The sequence below is a fragment of the Pontibacter toksunensis genome (genome assembly GCF_042686245.1).
In the GTDB taxonomy this organism is placed as follows: domain Bacteria; phylum Bacteroidota; class Bacteroidia; order Cytophagales; family Hymenobacteraceae; genus Pontibacter; species Pontibacter toksunensis.
Window position 1 is genome coordinate 14856 of record NZ_JBHUOX010000014.1, and the last position, 16546, is coordinate 31401.

Here is a 16546-nt window from a genome sequence, read left to right on the forward strand (position 1 = left end):
TTGAACCTACTTCGTGTTCCGCCTCGTAGTCTTCATAAAATTATATCTTTTAAAGAGGTAATACATGCTCGTCAAAACCTTCGGAGGCGCCGTTCAGGGCGTGAATGCATACACGATCACCATAGAAGTAAATGTCAGTGCCGGCACAAAGTATTTTCTGGTAGGGCTGCCTGACAATGCAGTAAAAGAAGGCGAGCAACGTATTGAGTCCGCGCTGAAACAGTTCAACTTTAAGATCCCCCGGCAGAAGGTGGTTATCAACATGGCTCCTGCCGATATCCGGAAAGAGGGTGCTGCCTACGACCTGACGATTGCTATGGGCATGATGGCTGCCTCCGGGCAGATGGCCACCGATAAGTTGCCGCAGTACATGATAATGGGGGAACTGTCGCTGGATGGTTCGCTGCGCCCAATCAAGGGTGTGTTGCCTATTGCCATACAGGCCCGGAAAGAAAACTTCAAGGGCATTATACTACCTGCCCAAAACACAACAGAGGCTGCTATTGTGAATAACCTCGATGTGATTGGTGTAAATAATATATTAGAGGCTATAGAGTTCCTGGACGGGAAGCGCGAGATAAAGCCTGTGGTAATTGACACGAGAGATGTTTTCCAGAACAAGGTCAATCAATACGCTGCCGATTTTGCCGATGTGCAGGGGCAGGAGAACATTAAGCGCGCGCTAGAGATTGCCGCAGCAGGAGGCCATAATGTCATCATGATCGGCCCTCCGGGTGCCGGCAAAACGATGCTGGCCAAGCGCCTGCCATCCATCATGCCGCCTCTCTCGATGCACGAGGCACTGGAGACGACCAAGATACATTCTGTAGCGGGTAAACTGGGCGAAGCAGCTTCTTTGCTGACAACGCGCCCTTACCGCTCGCCGCACCATACTATATCCGATGTAGCTTTGGTGGGCGGAGGCGGCATTCCGCAGCCCGGTGAAATATCGCTTGCGCATAACGGGGTATTGTTTTTGGATGAGTTGCCTGAATTCAAGCGCACGGTGCTGGAGGTCATGCGGCAGCCCCTGGAGGAGCGGCGTGTCACGATTTCCCGCGCCAGAACTTCCCTGGATTTCCCGGCTAACTTTATGCTGGTGGCCAGCATGAACCCGTGCCCCTGCGGCTATTACAACCATCCGGAAAAAGAATGTGTGTGCGGCCCGGGTGTGGTGCAGCGCTACCTGAACAAGGTGAGCGGCCCCCTGTTAGACCGCATTGACCTGCACGTGGAGGTAACGCCGGTTACATTTGATGAGATGACGGCCACACGTAAGTCAGAAGACAGCGCCTCTGTGCGGGAACGGGTGGAGCAGGCACGCAAACTGCAGACAAAGCGCTTTAAAGAGACGCCACTGGTACACTCCAATGCCATGATGCCCTCCCAGATGGTAAAGGAATTATGCCAGATCAATGAGGCTGGCCGCACGCTTTTAAAAACAGCTATGGAACGGCTTGGCCTCTCGGCCCGCGCCTACGACCGAATCCTGAAAGTGAGCAGGACTATTGCAGACCTCGCCGGGAGCGATACCATTAAAATTGAACACTTAGCAGAGGCTATTCAGTACCGTAGCCTCGACAGAGAAGGCTGGGCGGGCTAAACCACAAATCTGAATTGTACCGGTTAACAGGTGCGGCAGTCATTAATGACTGCCGCTCTTTCCTTTACTAAGGCTTTATTGGGGTTACCTTACCTGAACATACACATTACCAAAAACAGCACACAGGTATAGACCTTTCCAAACTCACTGCGTAATAGCTTTACATCAGGCCAGAACATTGTAATTATGGCAGGATTTTTTGTATCCAGTGTTTTCACGAACGAGCTAAACGAGTAAGTGAATGAAGAAGTTTTTTGTTTTTTTTGCATTTGTAATAGTCACTATTGTTGCCGCACAGGCACAACCAAGATTTGGAGTGCGGGCTGGAGCTAACTACTCTGGCATATCCGGCGACAACGTTGATAACCTGGACAGGGTATTCGGGTTTCACGCCGGTATTACATCGCAGTTTTATGTAACGCCTGATACTTTCCTGACGATACACCCAGAGATACTTTACTCTCAGAAAGGTGCTGAGTACGAAGCAACTGGTTTCAAAGTAAGGCTGGATTATATTGACCTGCCTGTTTTAGCCCGTATCAACGCAGGCCCTCTTTACTTTGAGGGTGGGCCGCAGTTATCTTTCAGGATAAAAGAAGAAATAAATTCAGATGCAGATGATCCGGTGTACCTGTACAAGCCAGATCAGCTTCTGAGGCGTGGCAGCTTTAGCTATGTAGCGGGTGTCGGGCTTGCTGCTACTCCACTTGGGCTGAGTATAGGGGTGCGTTACAACGGCGAAATATCTAACATCAATAATAATGACGACATACAAAACATACGCAGCAACTGGTTTATGCTAACAGTAAGCTTCCTGCTACCAAGCAAAGAACGAGCGCCAGTTGAAACTGAAGTAGAAACAGACACCGAACTTGACACAGAAACAGAAATAGAATAAAACCCGCCTTAGTACAACATGAAACTATGAAAACCAGAAGCCCGTCCTTTAGCCGGGCTTTTTTATTCTTACCCTCATCTTAGCTACTGTTTACCCTCAGATACAGCTCTTACACATACTTTTCTTTAATATATAAGTTTACTGCTATGCTTTGGCCTGTTTGTTGTAATGCTCTTGGTAGCATGCATGCAAAGGCAGCAGGCAGTAAAGCAGAGGTGTATATCTTTTGATTTTACATCAGCTGCGTTAGCCTGTCAAATTATCTATTCACAACAAAAAGACTTATTTAACAACCCGTATACTGTTCGCTTAGAGCGTGTACAACAAACCAATTATGATTATGAAAAAGCTATTATCCATTTTTGTTTTTGCGCTGGTAACATTTACAGCAGCTCAGGCCCAGTCTGGTTTTGGTATCAGAGGTGGCGCTAATTTTTCTAACCTCGAAGGTGACTTGAAAAACGAGTCTCGGTATGAGAATAAAATCGGCTTTCATGGTGGTGTAACTTATGGTATCGATGTAATTGACAATTTCTTCTTTATACAGCCAGAGTTACTTTATTCCACAAAAGGCTTTAAGTACCGAGATTCAGAAATTACTCTCCCAACGGGCAGCACTTTTAGAAGAGAAGGTAATATAAATTACAACTATATCGATTTACCGGTACTAGCTAAAATAAAGGCTGGTCCTATATACTTCGAGGCTGGCCCGCAGGCATCTTACCTGCTCAGCGTAAACAATAAGACTAAAGAATCACTGAACGGCGATCCTTATTCATCTTCTACAAAAGAACGCGATATTGATGGGTTGAGAAGATTTGAGGTTGGGTATGCAGCAGGTGTGGGCTTTGCAACAAGCAGCGGTATCAGCCTTGGCGTACGTTACAATGGCAGCCTGACGGACTTTGTTAACAAAAATCCTGAAGATTACTTCGAAGGTGATTTGACAAATGCCCGTCATTCTACAATTATGGCAACCGTAGGCTTTACGTTCGGTGGCAGATAAGCCACTGATTTTCAAAAACACACATTTAAGCTAGCCTCACCCATTGGGTGAGGCTAGCTTTTTTATAGCGGCTTCAGTAGCTACAAACTAGTTTTAGCTTTATAGGCGCCATTCAGTTAAAACCTAGTAAAGAAGACAAGCTTTTATTTCTTACCTGGCACCAGGCTCTTCCTTTTTCATTTCCGCGAAGTGCTTGTAGAACAGCGGAATAGTTTCGATACCTTTCATGAAGTTGAACACGCCGAAGTGCTCGTTCGGAGAATGAATCGCATCTGTATCCAGGCCAAAACCCATCAGAACAGAATCCAAACCCAACTCTGATTTAAACATGGCTACAATCGGTATAGAACCGCCGCTGCGCACTGGTATCGGCTTCACGCCAAAGGTCTCTTCGTAGGCTTTGGATGCTGCCTGGTAGGCCACAGAATCAGTTGGCGTTACTACGGGCTCTCCGCCATGATGCGGCTTCACAACCACCTTCACACTTTCCGGGGCTATGCTTTCGAAATGCTTCCTGAACTTCTCTGTTATTTCCTCCGAAGACTGGTTTGGCACGAGACGCATTGATATCTTAGCATAGGCTTTAGAGGCAATTACTGTTTTAGCGCCTTCCCCGGTATAGCCACCCCAAATGCCGTTTACGTCCAGCGTAGGCCGTATGGAATTTCGCTCCATCGTAACATACCCTTCCTCCCCGTGTACATCACCTAGGTCCAATGCCTTCTTATACTTCTCCAGGCTAAAAGGGGCACGGGCCATTTCAGCACGCTCCTCCTGGCTTAGCTCCTGCACACTGTCATAAAAGCCCGGTATGGTGATGTGGTTGTTCTCATCGTGCAGCGAGGCTATCATCTGGCACAGGATGTTAATAGGGTTTGCTACCGCACCGCCATACAAGCCAGAGTGCAGGTCGCGGTTAGGGCCTGTTACTTCCACTTCCACATAGCTAAGGCCCCGAAGGCCCGTGGTAATAGAAGGTGTATCGTTGCCTAACATACCTGTGTCGGATATCAGAATGACATCACCTTGTAATCTGTCTTTGTTCTCTTTTACAAAGGTAGCCAGGTTGGTAGAGCCTACTTCCTCCTCGCCTTCAATCATGAACTTTACGTTGCAGGCGAGTGTGCCGGTTTGTATCATTGTTTCAAAAGCCTTCACGTGCATGTACATCTGCCCTTTATCATCGCAGGCCCCGCGGGCATAGATTTTCCCGTCTTTTATCACCGGCTCAAAGGGAGGAGAGGTCCACAGTTCGTAAGGGTCCGCCGGCTGCACATCATAATGTCCATACACGATTACGGTTGGCAGGCTGGGATCTACCATTTTCTCTCCGTACACAATCGGGTTGCCTGCAGTAGGGTACAGCTCCACATGATCAGCGCCTGCCTCTTGTAGTCGCAGCTTCACAAACTCTGCCGTGCGCAGCACATCCTCCTTAAACTTTGGGTCAGCACTTACCGACGGAATGCGCAGCATGTCCAGCAGTTCGTTTATAAAGCGGTCTTTGTTTTCGTTGATGTATTTGTTCATAGTTTATCAGGATAGATTGGTTTGATATATTTTACAAAAAAGCCATCCTTGCGTGGCAGGATGGCTTTTGTTATTCTGTTAAAAAGATGTTAGCGCTTGCGCCCCAACGTGATGTTTGCCTTACTCTCCTCCCCTGCAATCAGGCGGTTGATGTTTTTACGGTGCGTGAGCGCCACAACGGCAAACAAGATAAACCCGAATATAATCAGGATAGGATTCTCAGGGTGGAACCGTGGCAGGAGCAACAGTAAAGGGAAAGCCAGTGCCGCAATTATAGAGCCGAGGGATACATACCTGGAAGTGAACAGCACGATGACAAAGATGGCAATACACATCAGCGCGACCACCGGTTCTATTGCCAGCATCATACCCAGCAAGGTAGCTACGCCCTTACCGCCTTTGAAGCGTTCGTATATCGGGAAAATATGCCCCAGCACACCCAAGGCTCCCATTATAAGTTGGTAGATGACCAGGTTCTCCGGTGCCACTACATCAAAAATAATGAGGAAGCCTGCCAGTGAAGTGGCAGTCCAGCCTTTAAAGATATCGATGAGCATGACAACTGTACCTGGCTTCTTGCCCAGCACCCGGAAGGTGTTGGTGGCACCTGAATTTCCACTGCCGTGCTTCCGGATGTCGATGCCATAATAGGCTTTTCCGATCCAGACTGCCGTTGAAATGGAGCCAATAAGGTATGCCGCTACAAAAAGTACAGCTATCAGAAGTATATCCATAAATTATCCGTTTTACCCTAGGACCTGCTCTTGCGGGTTACCGGCCTGCCTAAAGCAAAAGCCTGGTCATTCAAGAGTTCAAAAGAGGCCCAAATATAGGTGAATCTTGATCTACAGTCCAAAAATTAAGTTTCCTTACAATTCTATACGGAAGCTTTATAGTTCGTGGTTATTGCATATCAATTTCTGCCTCTTCTTCGTTAGGGTCGTTTTTGCTCTTTTTCTTCTTCTTTTTCTTGCTCTTTTTTGGCTCTTCCTCCAGGGTATCAAAGCTTTCGGCCGGCTCAATTACCTGTTGTTCTGATGCCACTTTAAATCCTTCTGCGCCCTTCATATAGTTCGTGCGGAAGTACTGCACAAACTCATTTTTCTCGATCGGCGCACCTGCATAAATGCCATAGTTGCTGGTGGTTCCCCGGCTACCTTTTGACTTGGACTCAATTTCTTTGTTAAACTTATCGTCTGAAGAAACCATGGTCAAGCCATTCTCGAAGAAGCTGAAGTAATACCAGGTGTAAGGGTCTGACTGCAGGTACATGTTCACAGCCGGCAATCCGTTCATGTCTTCACGCATCTCAATGTAGCCATCCATGCGTGCATTCACGTCTTCTTTCAGAATGCTGGCCAATCCGATGCTGCCCACGCTATACCATGCCTTGTGGTCGTTCGACCACTGCAATCTCACATCACTTAATATGAGGCTGCGGATTAGTTTCTTTGAAAATCCTGGCAGCGGCACATGCCTGGAACGGCTCTGCTGCAGATAACGCTTGGCTTCTTTGTCTCCAATCAACTCGCCAAGCTTATACATCATCTCATCGGTATTGTCCATAGCCGGTGCGACACCGGCTGCAGTTGCCCGCATATTCGCTGCCATAGCTGTAAGCGCTTTTTCAGGCACTTCCATGTCAAATACCAGAAAGGCGTTCAGGTCATACTTGCTGCTGTCCATCCTGGCGTTGCCGCTACCGGAAGCCTCTATAGCAAACTTCTTCACCGGCTTAAGCAGGTTCAGCTTACCTTCAAAATGGACAGCACGAGCGGTTTCGTTGTAAACCAGCATACTTCCTTCATACGCATCACCGTAAGCACGCTTCTCATCACCGATGATAAACTCCTTCCGGTCATTGTTGTAGGAGAGCAGCCCGTCTACGGTAAACAGATCCAGGTCTTCCGGTGCCTGCTTTCTCGATACAAATGTGTTGTAGATCTGGCCTGACGCTGCCATGTGCAAGCCCGTTACCAGCGGTGTGCCATCAGCCGCTTTTGGCTCGATAATGGGGATGCGTACATTCTTAGGGTCCAGGGTATCTTTCTTGTAAGGGAACCACTCTGAGTCATCTGGGTTGCCGGTGAAATTCATCTTCAGCTCTCCATCGAAGTTCATGTGCTGCATGGGGGCCCGCATCATGACTTTACCCCGGTACAGGATGCGCGGGAAAATGTAGAATGGTTTGTCTGCCTCCATATTAGCCGAGGCAAAGGTGTAGGCTATTTTCTGTTTCTTCTCCTTCTTGCCTTCCACACTTTCCGGGTCACCATACACAAAGTCAGAGAACTGCAGTTGGAATGAATCGGAAGCGGCATTATAGTAATCCATTACCGCATCCCCCTTCATCGCAATGCGCGACAGCACGTCTATGTTTCCTTTGTAGAACCTGTGGTACTTCTGTGCAGAGTCAGCAAATACAAGCGCGTTACGCAGTGTCTGAATAGTTGCATCGGCACCTACGGCCACTTTGCCGCTGTCGGGCACCACGTGCGCATCGCCTACGGCAATGTAGGGCACACCGCCCGCTAATAAATTGTTGCTCTTCAGATCATACTCTCCACTGGCTGCCATAAAGCGCAGCCCCTCCTGTGCGGGGTGCAGCGAATAGAAGAAGTTTTTACCGCCATTCTCATCTGCCTTCAATGCAACCTTCTGCTGCTTCATGTCCCAGCGGGCACTGCTCATAGATGTTTTATACTGGGCCTTAGGGAACTCCATGCTGGCAACCCCCTTTTGCTCGCTGGCAAAGTCCACCAGGCCTCCTACCATGTCGTAGGCAAAGGCAACATCCTGTGCCTTCACGGCCGGCCTTCCCTCCACATCTGACTTCACGAGCATCTGGGCATGGTTGCCGCTGAAATTGCGCTGCTTAAAAGTCAGTTCCTGAGAGGTGATATTGGCTACAGCGTTGTCCACCACACCACTACCGTATAACCCCTTCGGTGTAAGCTTAGCTACTCCTATCAGAGCGAATTCTTCTTTGTAAAGCTTCATCGGCTCATTCACCGTCTGCAGGTACATGGTATCGGCCTGTGGCTGCCAGTTCATGTTAAAGCCCTTCAGTGTTGCCACCGGGTACTCTGCCCCATTGTGCAGGCCTTCTGCTATAGCTACTGAGGTTCCTCCTTCTACTTTCACCCCGTTGCTGTAGTAGGTGTATTTTGGAGCCTGCAGTGTAGCATTCAGGTACTTTAACATTCCCTTGCTCTGGATACCGGCTGAGTTCATCATGATGGTATCGTACACCATTCCTTTGCCACCGTAAGCGGGTAGGCCCTTTGCCCCGGGCTGATAAACGAAGCCAAGGGTTTCGTCGGGCATCATGATCATTTTTGTTTTGATTGGTGGAAAGATGCCCCCCGAGTTAAAGGTGCCATCAAACCCAATCTTGTTTTGCCCTGAGCTCAGGCTATCCAGCTTAAAGGGAGGCATCGCAAAGTAAACCGTACTGTCGTAGGCGCCGCCCGCCACATCCTGCCTGGCAAAGGCGACCTTGGCCCCTGATGCAGCGTCAAACTTAGGGTATTCTGCAAAGTTCTTCTCTCCTGACTTGTTGGTTGGCTTATTGATGTACAAGGTACCGGACATGCCTCCTCTGTTGCTCGTCAGCACCTGGTCGGTTACTTTGCCGTTACGGCCGCGCCGCCTGCCCGTCACCAGTGCCACAGTATCGATGTTAGTGAGTTCTATTTTGAACTCTTTGTAATTGAATTTAAAGTCGGAGCCTTTTATGGCGAGGCTGCTGGCATATATCTGGCCGTTAAATTCAATATCCCGGTTTTGAAGGATGTGAACCTCATTCCCTCGCGGCAGAATGTACACACTGGCCGTATCGTTGTTGAACATGATACGCTCTACCCCCCTTACCGTCAGCTTGTTATCATCCAGGTTGAGCGTGGCATTGCGGCCGGATGGCACCACAGACTTGATGATGATGTGGTCATAGTCTTTTGCATCACGGGAAGAACCTACATAATGAAAAGCTTTTGGTTTCAGCTCAATATAGCCAGAGGCTGGGTCATAGTTCAGGTAGCTCTGGTACGACATTGCCTGCGCCGCCTCCCTGATAGCCGCTTCACTTATCTTGGTTCCTTTGGCTACATCGGAGGCATAAAACTCCTTTGCTTTCGATTTCAGCCCGTACCCCACAAACACCTGAAGGGGGTGAAATGGCGCCACCCCCACCAACCGCTGATACCGGCTGTTGGAAAAGAACTCCATCGACTCGAGCTGTACCGGAACCAGCGTTTTGGAGTTCAGCACAGAAAACTCCACATTTGGCTGGCTCACTTTCCATTGTAAACGCTCTGCCATGATCTCCATCTGGTGGAAATTATCTATGAAAGGTGCATCGGCGTATGCTCCTTTGTCCTTTGTTAGCGTCAGTTCCTGGCTTATACGTGAGTAGCGCAACTGCATGGCCGGGTGCACCAGGGAATCCTTCTGCTGATAGATGGCAACAGTTGCCCGGTTCGTGAGCAGCAGTGAATCTTCAAAGGAGAAGTTGCGGGCTAGGGAGCGGAACTTTCGCTGCCCGTTATGCGACACCAAAATTTCAGAGAAGCTGTCATCCATTGACTTACTCCCGATAGCGTTACCTACCAATGAGAAACCGCCCTTGTAGGAGACGTTATTACCTAAGTTTTTCACCTTTGCATCGCTGGTGAAGGAGTTGAACTTAGGGTAAGGGTAATTTCCGGTTTTGCGCTTGCTACTGATCCACTCAAAGGCACCATCAACAGGTGACGCTAACACAGCCGGGTAAGCTACCGTAACATCCGGGGCTTTAAAACCGGCAAACGAAATATTGAAATTGTATTTGCGTAGCTCTGCCGTAGCAGGCTCGCCTTTTACCTGCCACTCAAGCTTACCGCCCTCTCCTACATACAGGTTGTTCACCAGCATCAACTGCCCCTGTGTGTTGCTGATAGAGGTAGAGTCCCAGGGGGTGACAAAGGTGAGGTCTGTCTTCTCTAACTGCAGCACCGGCCCCGACACCTTAGGCTGAGCTGGCAGAAACTGCTGCTTCAGGCTCTCTTTGCGTGCCTGTGCTGTTTTTTTCTTTTCTTCTTTTTTTGGTGTAGTCGTGACAGTACCCCAGCCATCATCTTCTACAGCTTCGTCCTGTGTTTTCGCCTCATCGTCCCAGGACACATTGTCCCAGCCATTACCTGCGTCAGTTTCTTCGGCTGTTGCTTTGCTGTTCCCTTCATAGGCAAAGTTAAAACCGCCGCCTGAGGTGCGCAGGCTATAATAGGAGTTCTGATAGAGGCGGTTGTTGCTCAGGTATAAGCTGGAAGTAGTCAGAAACTGGCCCAGGCGCTTTGCATCTTCGTGCTGCACGGCTTTCTCCGTCACCTCCAGCATTTTATCTAACTGGCTTGCGCTCATACCTTTAGTATTGACACCGGCCGTAACCATGGTATAAAACTGCCCGAACTGGGAACTGCCTATACGCTTGCGGTACATCAACTGGCTGATATCGATGATATGCTGCTGCTGCTTGGAGGTAAGCTTGCCGCTGTTCCAGACGCCTTCCATGTCAGCAGAGAGCTTTTCAGCATCCGCAACTTTCCCGGCCGTTAAGAGGGTCTTCACATCTGATATAAACTCAGCGGGCTTATTTGAGAGCTTTGTCTGCGCCTGCGCCGTTAAAACTGCAAATAAGAAAAGTAAGGGTAAAAGTTGCTTCATAAGGGTACGGCTAAGAGTATGGGTAAGGGTTATATGGCTTTAAACAGGGCAGAAACCCAGTTATTCTTCTCCCGGTGCGACACGTACTGCAGCCCCAGTTCATCTGTTCGCTGCTGTATGGCAGGCAGGTCCTCTGTGTAAAAGCCGCTCAGGAGCAGCCAGCCTTGCGGCTTCAGCACAGCTTTATAAGCCGGCATATCTTCCAGTAGCACGTTGCGGTTAATGTTAGCCAGTATGATATCAAAAGGTTCCTCTCCCGCTATCGTCTCGGCACCGCCCAGCCGCACATCAATATGGCTATAGTTGTTGAGTTCCGCATTCTCACGGGCATTCTCCACGGTCCAATCCTCTATCTCAACGGCCACAATCTCTGAGGCACCCAACTCTCCGGCCATAATGGCTAGTATGCCCGTGCCGCAGCCCATGTCCAGCACGCGCTTCCCTTTGTGGTCCAGCGTCAGTTGGTTCTCGATCATGAGGGTGGTCGTTTCGTGATGGCCCGTGCCGAACGACATCTTCGGATTGATGACGATGTCGTACTTCGCCTGCTCCGGCTTCGGGTGGAAAGAAGCCCGTACGGACACCTGCCCGCCGATAAAAAGCGGTTCAAAGTTACGCTCCCATTCCTCGTTCCAGTTCTGGCGCTCAATCCTCTGAACAGTATACGTAACCACCACATGTTCAGCATAATGCTGCAGCATTTCTTTCATTTCGGCCTCGCTGAACTGGTCTTCCTCAATGTAGGCGTTAAAGCCATCTTCTGCCTCCACAAAAGCATCAAAGCCGAGCTCTCCGAGCTCGGCAGTTAGTATGTCCGCGAATTCCGCGTTTACTTTTAAAGCTACCTCTATAAAATCCATCTCAAAATTAATCACGACAAGTGGCCGAAGAGCGCACGTCGGTAAAGTACACGGTGAAGTCGGCCTGGTGGCGCTGGTCTGTCACGTACAGAATATGATCTGCAAAGGCCTTAGTAGGAGTAACAAACCAAATGGCCCTGCCATCGGCGAACAGCTTGTTGTTTTCACGGTACACCACCATGTTTGCAAAAGCCTCTTCCTCATTCAGGAAAACGATTCTGGAGGCAGTATTCTTGTACTTTGGGTCCCGCTCCAGGTATACTGATCCGTAAATGTCACAATAATCCCTACCAAATCTTGTCTCACCTGCCGCTGCAGGAGCAGCTGCCGGCGAGTTGAACATTGGCAACAAAGCTATCCAGAATATGAATAATAAATGCATTGTAATATATAAATATTGGCTCAAATATAAACATAAGTTACACAAAAAAGGCTGCCCATTAAAGCAAATGGCAGCCTTTTTTGTACTTTAATTTACAATTTAGAAAGATTTGATGATGGCAGTGAAATCCCTTGACTTTAGGGAAGCACCACCTATCAATCCACCGTCTATATCTTCCTGTGCAAACAGTTCCTCCGCATTGCCTGGGTTGCAGCTGCCACCGTACAGAATAGTGCAATTATAGGCAGCTTCCGCATCGAACATGCGCGACAGCTGCTCCCGGATGTACGCGTGCATTTCCTGCGCCTGCTGTGAACTGGCGGTTTTACCAGTGCCAATTGCCCAAATCGGCTCATAAGCAATCACAATCTGGTCGAACTCCTGATTGCTCAGGTAAGACACACTGTCTTTCAGCTGCTGGCCCACATACTCGAAGTGGCGGTCTGCGTCGCGTTCTTCTAACGGCTCACCACAGCAGAATATTGGCTTCAGGCCCTGGGCAATGGATAATTTCATCTTCTTGTAGAGTGTTTGGGCGTCTTCGTGGTGGTATAGGCGGCGTTCGCTGTGGCCTATAATCACGTACTCCACGCCCACCGACTTCAGCATGCTTGCTGATACGTCACCGGTGTAGGCACCACTTTCATACTCGCTTACATTCTGTGCAGCCAGGTGCATTTTGTCATTTCCTTGTACCAGTTTGCCCACGCCCTGCAGGTAGGGGAAAGGAGGCGCCACGATCACGGTTACATCCCCATTCACTTCGTCTTTCACCATGTTATCGATTTCTGATACCAGCGAAAGCGCCTCCTCGTAGGTTTTATTCATTTTCCAGTTGCCTGCTACAATTTTCTTTCTCATGTTCTATCTGTTTGTTGATGATGATTATAACTTGCTTAGCTTGTTCAGAAGCTTTACGGCAAGTTAACAATTTCTAATTTAACCCCACCCCAGCCCTCCCCTAAAAACAGGGGAGGGAGACCTCTATGAAAATGAAAGTATACAGCTCTAGGTATAGTGAATGGTTATTCAGCCTCTGAGCAGCTTCCTAAAAGTTATGTTGCTTCCACACCTGATATGTGGTTTGCAAGTTCACTCAACGCAACTCCCCCTCCTGTTTTTAGGAGGGGGCCTGGGGGAGGTAAAAAAGCCGCAGACACAATCAGTATCTGCGGCTTCATCAAAACATTTTCACTACTTCGCTATACCTTTCCCTTCAGGAAACGGGCGGTAGCGTTGTCGTTTAGTTTCACCATCTCTTCCGGTGTGCCTTCAAACAGCAGGTGACCGCCGTTTGTGCCGCCCTCCGGGCCAAGGTCAATGATCCAGTCCGCAGATTTAATGATGTCCATGTTGTGCTCAATAATCACAACGGTGTTGCCATTTTCGATGAGCGCATTCATAGACGTGAGCAGTTTGCTGATGTCGTGGAAGTGCAGGCCGGTGCTGGGTTCGTCGAAAATGAACAGGATGTTCTCGTGGTGCGAGGTAGCGCCTTTGGTCAGGAAGGACGCCAGCTTCACGCGCTGCGCCTCGCCACCTGACAAGGTATTACTTGACTGCCCCAGGCGAATGTAGCCAAGGCCTACATCGTCCAGTGGTTTCAGGCGTTCTGAGATTTTCGGCTGATCAGAGAAGAAATCGATGCTGTCAGCAATGGTCATGTTGAGCACCTCTGAGATGCTTTTCTCTTTATACTTGATATCAAGCACATCCTGCTTAAAGCGTTGTCCGTGGCAGCTCTCACAGGTCAGGTAGATATCAGCCATGAACTGCATCTCTATTTTCACCTGGCCCTCTCCCTGGCAGACCTCGCAGCGGCCGCCCTCAATATTAAACGAGAAATGAGACGGCTTAAACCCACGTGACTTCGCCAACGGCTGATCCGCATACAGTGTCCGGATAGCATCGTACGCTTTCACATAAGTTACCGGGTTAGAGCGCGACGACTTACCTATGGGGTTCTGGTCCACAAACTCCACATGGTCAATCTTGCCATAGTCTCCTCCAAGTTTGTCAAATTTACCCGTTGCCTCGGCTGTGGCGCCGTGCAGCTTCTGCATGGCCGGGTATAGTATCTTTTTAATCAAAGTTGATTTACCGGAACCGCTCACACCTGTCACTACCGTCATCACGCCAAGCGGGAACTTCACGTTCAGGTTTTTCAGGTTATTCTCGCGGGCCCCCGATACTTCAATGGCGTTGCGCCACTTGCGGCGCTGCGGCGGCACCGGCACTTCCATCTCTCCGCTCAGGTATCTGGCTGTATAGGTGTCGGTGCTCCTGGTCATTTCCTCAAAAGTACCCTGGAACATTAGGTTACCGCCACCAGAGCCAGCCTCCGGGCCAATATCGATGAGCTGGTCAGCTGCCTTCATCATCTCCTCCTCGTGCTCCACCACTATCACCGTATTGCCCAGTTGCTGCAGCGTGCGCAGCACCCCAATCAGTTGCTCAGAGTCTTTCGGGTGCAGACCAATGCTGGGCTCGTCCAGAATATACATGGAGCCCACCAAAGCACTTCCCAGTGAAGTAGCTAGGTTTATGCGCTGGCTCTCGCCACCAGACAAGGTATTGGAAAGGCGGTTGAGGGTAAGGTAGCCGAGCCCCACCCGCTCCAGGTAACTCAGGCGGTTTGCCACCTCTGTTACCAGCCGGTCTGCCACGTTCCGCTCGTGCTGCGTCAGCTCAATATTCCGAAAGAACGGCAGCACCTGCGTAATCGGCATCAGCACCAGGTCTGTTATACTTTTGCCATTCACTTTTACGTAACTGGCATCTTTGCGCAGGCGTGAGCCCCTGCACTCCGGGCAGGTGGTGCGGCCACGGTAGCGCGACAGCATCACGCGGTACTGTATTTTATGCGTCTGCCCCTGTATTTGCTTAAAAAAATCGTTGAGGCCTTCGAAGTATTTATTGCCTTTCCAGAGGAGCTCCTGCTCGGCCTCTGAAAGTTCGTTGTAGGGCCGGTGAATCGGGAAGTCGAAGCGAATGCCGTTTTTCAGAAGCGGCTGCAGCCACTCGTTCATTTTATCGGAACGCCAGGGTGCGATGGCGCCCTCATACACCGTCAAACTCTTGTCTGGTATCACCAGGTCTGGGTCTATGCCCAGCACGCTGCCAAAGCCTTCGCAGGTCTGGCAGGCACCGTAGGGGTTGTTAAAGCTGAAGAAGTTAACAGACGGTTCCTCGAACACCATGCCGTCCAACTCAAAGCGGTCCGAGAACACACGCTCCTGCTCTCCATAGATGACACGGCACTCCCCATGCCCTTCAAAGAAAGCTGTTTGCACAGAATCGCCAATCCTAAAAGCCAGGTCTTCATCTGATTTATAGATCACCGCACGGTCTACCAGGATGTATACCTCTTTTCCCAGGTTTGGCTTCTTCTGCTCCAGCAACTCCTCTATAAAGTATACCTGCCCTTCGGCGTAAATGCGGGAATAGCCTTTCTGCAGCAGCAAATCCAGTTCCTTTGCCAGGGAGCGGTCGCTGTGCTGGTGCAGCGGCGCCAGTATCATAACACGCGCCTCGTCTTGCAGCGAAAAGATAAAGTCCACCACATCGGCTACCGAGTCTTTCTGCACCGCCTCCCCGGACACAGGCGAGTAGGTGATGCCAATGCGTGCGTAAAGCAGCTTCAGGTAGTCATAAATCTCGGTGCTAGTGCCTACGGTGGAACGGTTGTTCTTAATGCTAACCTTTTGCTCAATGGCAATGGCCGGGCTGATGCCCTTGATGTAGTCAACATCCGGCTTATCCATGCGGCCCAGGAACTGGCGCGCGTAAGAGCTCAAACTCTCCACGTACATGCGCTGTCCTTCGGCATATAAGGTATCAAATGCCAGCGAGGACTTGCCTGAGCCGGAAAGGCCCGTGATGACGATAAACTTATTGCGGGGCAGTGCTACGCTCAGGTCCTTGAGGTTGTGCACTCTTGCTCCCTTGATGATAATGTTCTGGCGGGCGTCGAGCTCGTCGAGGTTATATTCAGGAATGTATGCCATATAAAAAGCGGCCTCAGATGAGGTTAAGCAAACCTTCAGAAGCCATTTTCTCTTATTAAGTTAATTTGCAAAGATACAAAGAGATAACCTCATATAGAAGGTCTTTGTTACACCAACTGTAGCCGGAAACACGCTGTGTGTAACGATAGATGAGACTTTTGAATTTCCTGCGGCAGTATTTTAAAGCGGCAGTGCTGCCCTTACAGCTCCCTATGCCGTTCGTTGTTCAAAAAGAAGGCCAACGCCACCGTGGCAGGAGCCAGCGGCTTTCATGAATTCAGGTATAAACCTGAACCTGCTATGACAAACTACTCGTATGCAAAACATATCAACAATTATCTAAGACAAATTTATTTATGGGAAAAGGAGATAAAAAATCAAGAAAAGGAAAGATAACAAAAGGAACGTACGGCAACAGGCGCCCTCGCAAAGCCAACAAGTCTACGGGGCAATCTGCGCCTAAAGAAGCTGCTGCCTCTAAATAAAGTATTAGCAGCTATCCTTAAAACACAGAGCACCGCCCTCATTTTAATCCTGAGGGCGGTGCTCTGTGTTTTCTG

General features: G+C 49.5%; 11 protein-coding genes. 4 read left to right on the forward strand and 7 right to left on the reverse strand.

Annotated elements, in window-relative coordinates; genetic code table 11:
• The first annotated feature begins 64 nt into the window (after window positions 1-64).
• The 3 genes from ACFS7Z_RS17335 (at window position 65) to ACFS7Z_RS17345 (ending at window position 3507) form a co-directional block, all read left to right on the forward strand.
• Window positions 65-1603 (forward strand): YifB family Mg chelatase-like AAA ATPase, encoded by a 1539-nt coding sequence (locus ACFS7Z_RS17335; protein ID WP_377487265.1) that lies wholly within the window; start codon window positions 65-67, stop codon window positions 1601-1603.
• Window positions 1604-1844: 241 nt separating this feature from the next.
• Complete coding sequence (locus ACFS7Z_RS17340) at window positions 1845-2501, forward strand: porin family protein (protein ID WP_377487267.1); 657 nt, start codon at window positions 1845-1847, stop codon at window positions 2499-2501.
• 340 nt (window positions 2502-2841) lie between these two features.
• The gene (locus ACFS7Z_RS17345; protein ID WP_377487269.1) at window positions 2842-3507 is read left to right on the forward strand and encodes a porin family protein; all 666 of its coding nucleotides are present in this window, start codon (window positions 2842-2844) and stop codon (window positions 3505-3507) included.
• Window positions 3508-3657: 150 nt separating this feature from the next.
• Here the strand turns inward: ACFS7Z_RS17345 and ACFS7Z_RS17350 are convergent, their stop codons facing one another.
• From ACFS7Z_RS17350 to uvrA, 7 genes are all read right to left on the reverse strand, one after another.
• Window positions 3658-5037, reverse strand: a complete 1380-nt coding sequence (locus ACFS7Z_RS17350) for a dipeptidase (protein WP_377487271.1) — start codon at window positions 5035-5037, stop codon at window positions 3658-3660.
• Window positions 5038-5126: 89 nt separating this feature from the next.
• On the reverse strand, window positions 5127-5771 hold the full coding sequence (gene plsY, locus ACFS7Z_RS17355) for a glycerol-3-phosphate 1-O-acyltransferase PlsY (protein ID WP_377487273.1): 645 nt from the start codon (window positions 5769-5771) through the stop codon (window positions 5127-5129).
• Window positions 5772-5940: 169 nt separating this feature from the next.
• Window positions 5941-10737, reverse strand: coding sequence for a hypothetical protein (locus ACFS7Z_RS17360; RefSeq protein WP_377487275.1), 4797 nt, complete (start codon window positions 10735-10737; stop codon window positions 5941-5943).
• A gap of 29 nt (window positions 10738-10766) precedes the next feature.
• Entirely contained in the window at window positions 10767-11597 is an 831-nt protein-coding gene (prmA, locus tag ACFS7Z_RS17365) for a 50S ribosomal protein L11 methyltransferase (RefSeq protein WP_377487277.1), read from the reverse strand.
• A 7-nt stretch (window positions 11598-11604) separates the two neighbouring features.
• Entirely contained in the window at window positions 11605-11979 is a 375-nt protein-coding gene (locus ACFS7Z_RS17370; RefSeq protein ID WP_377487279.1) for a DUF6150 family protein, read from the reverse strand.
• 99 nt (window positions 11980-12078) lie between these two features.
• Complete coding sequence (gene tpiA / locus ACFS7Z_RS17375; protein ID WP_377487281.1) at window positions 12079-12840, reverse strand: triose-phosphate isomerase; 762 nt, start codon at window positions 12838-12840, stop codon at window positions 12079-12081.
• A 341-nt stretch (window positions 12841-13181) separates the two neighbouring features.
• Entirely contained in the window at window positions 13182-15986 is a 2805-nt protein-coding gene (gene uvrA / locus ACFS7Z_RS17380; protein ID WP_377487283.1) for an excinuclease ABC subunit UvrA, read from the reverse strand.
• A gap of 356 nt (window positions 15987-16342) precedes the next feature.
• Here uvrA and ACFS7Z_RS17385 point away from each other — a divergent pair, with 356 nt between their 5' ends.
• Entirely contained in the window at window positions 16343-16471 is a 129-nt protein-coding gene (locus ACFS7Z_RS17385; protein ID WP_377487285.1) for a 30S ribosomal protein THX, read from the forward strand.
• Window positions 16472-16546: the final 75 nt, after the last annotated feature.

What these genes read in the sequence shown, in the direction of transcription:
- prmA (WP_377487277.1), bottom strand. Translation starts at nt 11,597, where the DNA reads ATGGATTTTATAGAGGTAGCTTTAAAAGTAAACGCGGAATTCGCGGAC.
- ACFS7Z_RS17370 (WP_377487279.1), bottom strand. Translation starts at nt 11,979, where the DNA reads ATGCATTTATTATTCATATTCTGGATAGCTTTGTTGCCAATGTTCAAC.
- ACFS7Z_RS17345 (WP_377487269.1), top strand. Translation starts at nt 2,842, where the DNA reads ATGAAAAAGCTATTATCCATTTTTGTTTTTGCGCTGGTAACATTTACA.
- uvrA (WP_377487283.1), bottom strand. Translation starts at nt 15,986, where the DNA reads ATGGCATACATTCCTGAATATAACCTCGACGAGCTCGACGCCCGCCAG.
- ACFS7Z_RS17385 (WP_377487285.1), top strand. Translation starts at nt 16,343, where the DNA reads ATGGGAAAAGGAGATAAAAAATCAAGAAAAGGAAAGATAACAAAAGGA.
- tpiA (WP_377487281.1), bottom strand. Translation starts at nt 12,840, where the DNA reads ATGAGAAAGAAAATTGTAGCAGGCAACTGGAAAATGAATAAAACCTAC.
- ACFS7Z_RS17340 (WP_377487267.1), top strand. Translation starts at nt 1,845, where the DNA reads ATGAAGAAGTTTTTTGTTTTTTTTGCATTTGTAATAGTCACTATTGTT.
- ACFS7Z_RS17360 (WP_377487275.1), bottom strand. Translation starts at nt 10,737, where the DNA reads ATGAAGCAACTTTTACCCTTACTTTTCTTATTTGCAGTTTTAACGGCG.
- ACFS7Z_RS17350 (WP_377487271.1), bottom strand. Translation starts at nt 5,037, where the DNA reads ATGAACAAATACATCAACGAAAACAAAGACCGCTTTATAAACGAACTG.
- ACFS7Z_RS17335 (WP_377487265.1), top strand. Translation starts at nt 65, where the DNA reads ATGCTCGTCAAAACCTTCGGAGGCGCCGTTCAGGGCGTGAATGCATAC.
- plsY (WP_377487273.1), bottom strand. Translation starts at nt 5,771, where the DNA reads ATGGATATACTTCTGATAGCTGTACTTTTTGTAGCGGCATACCTTATT.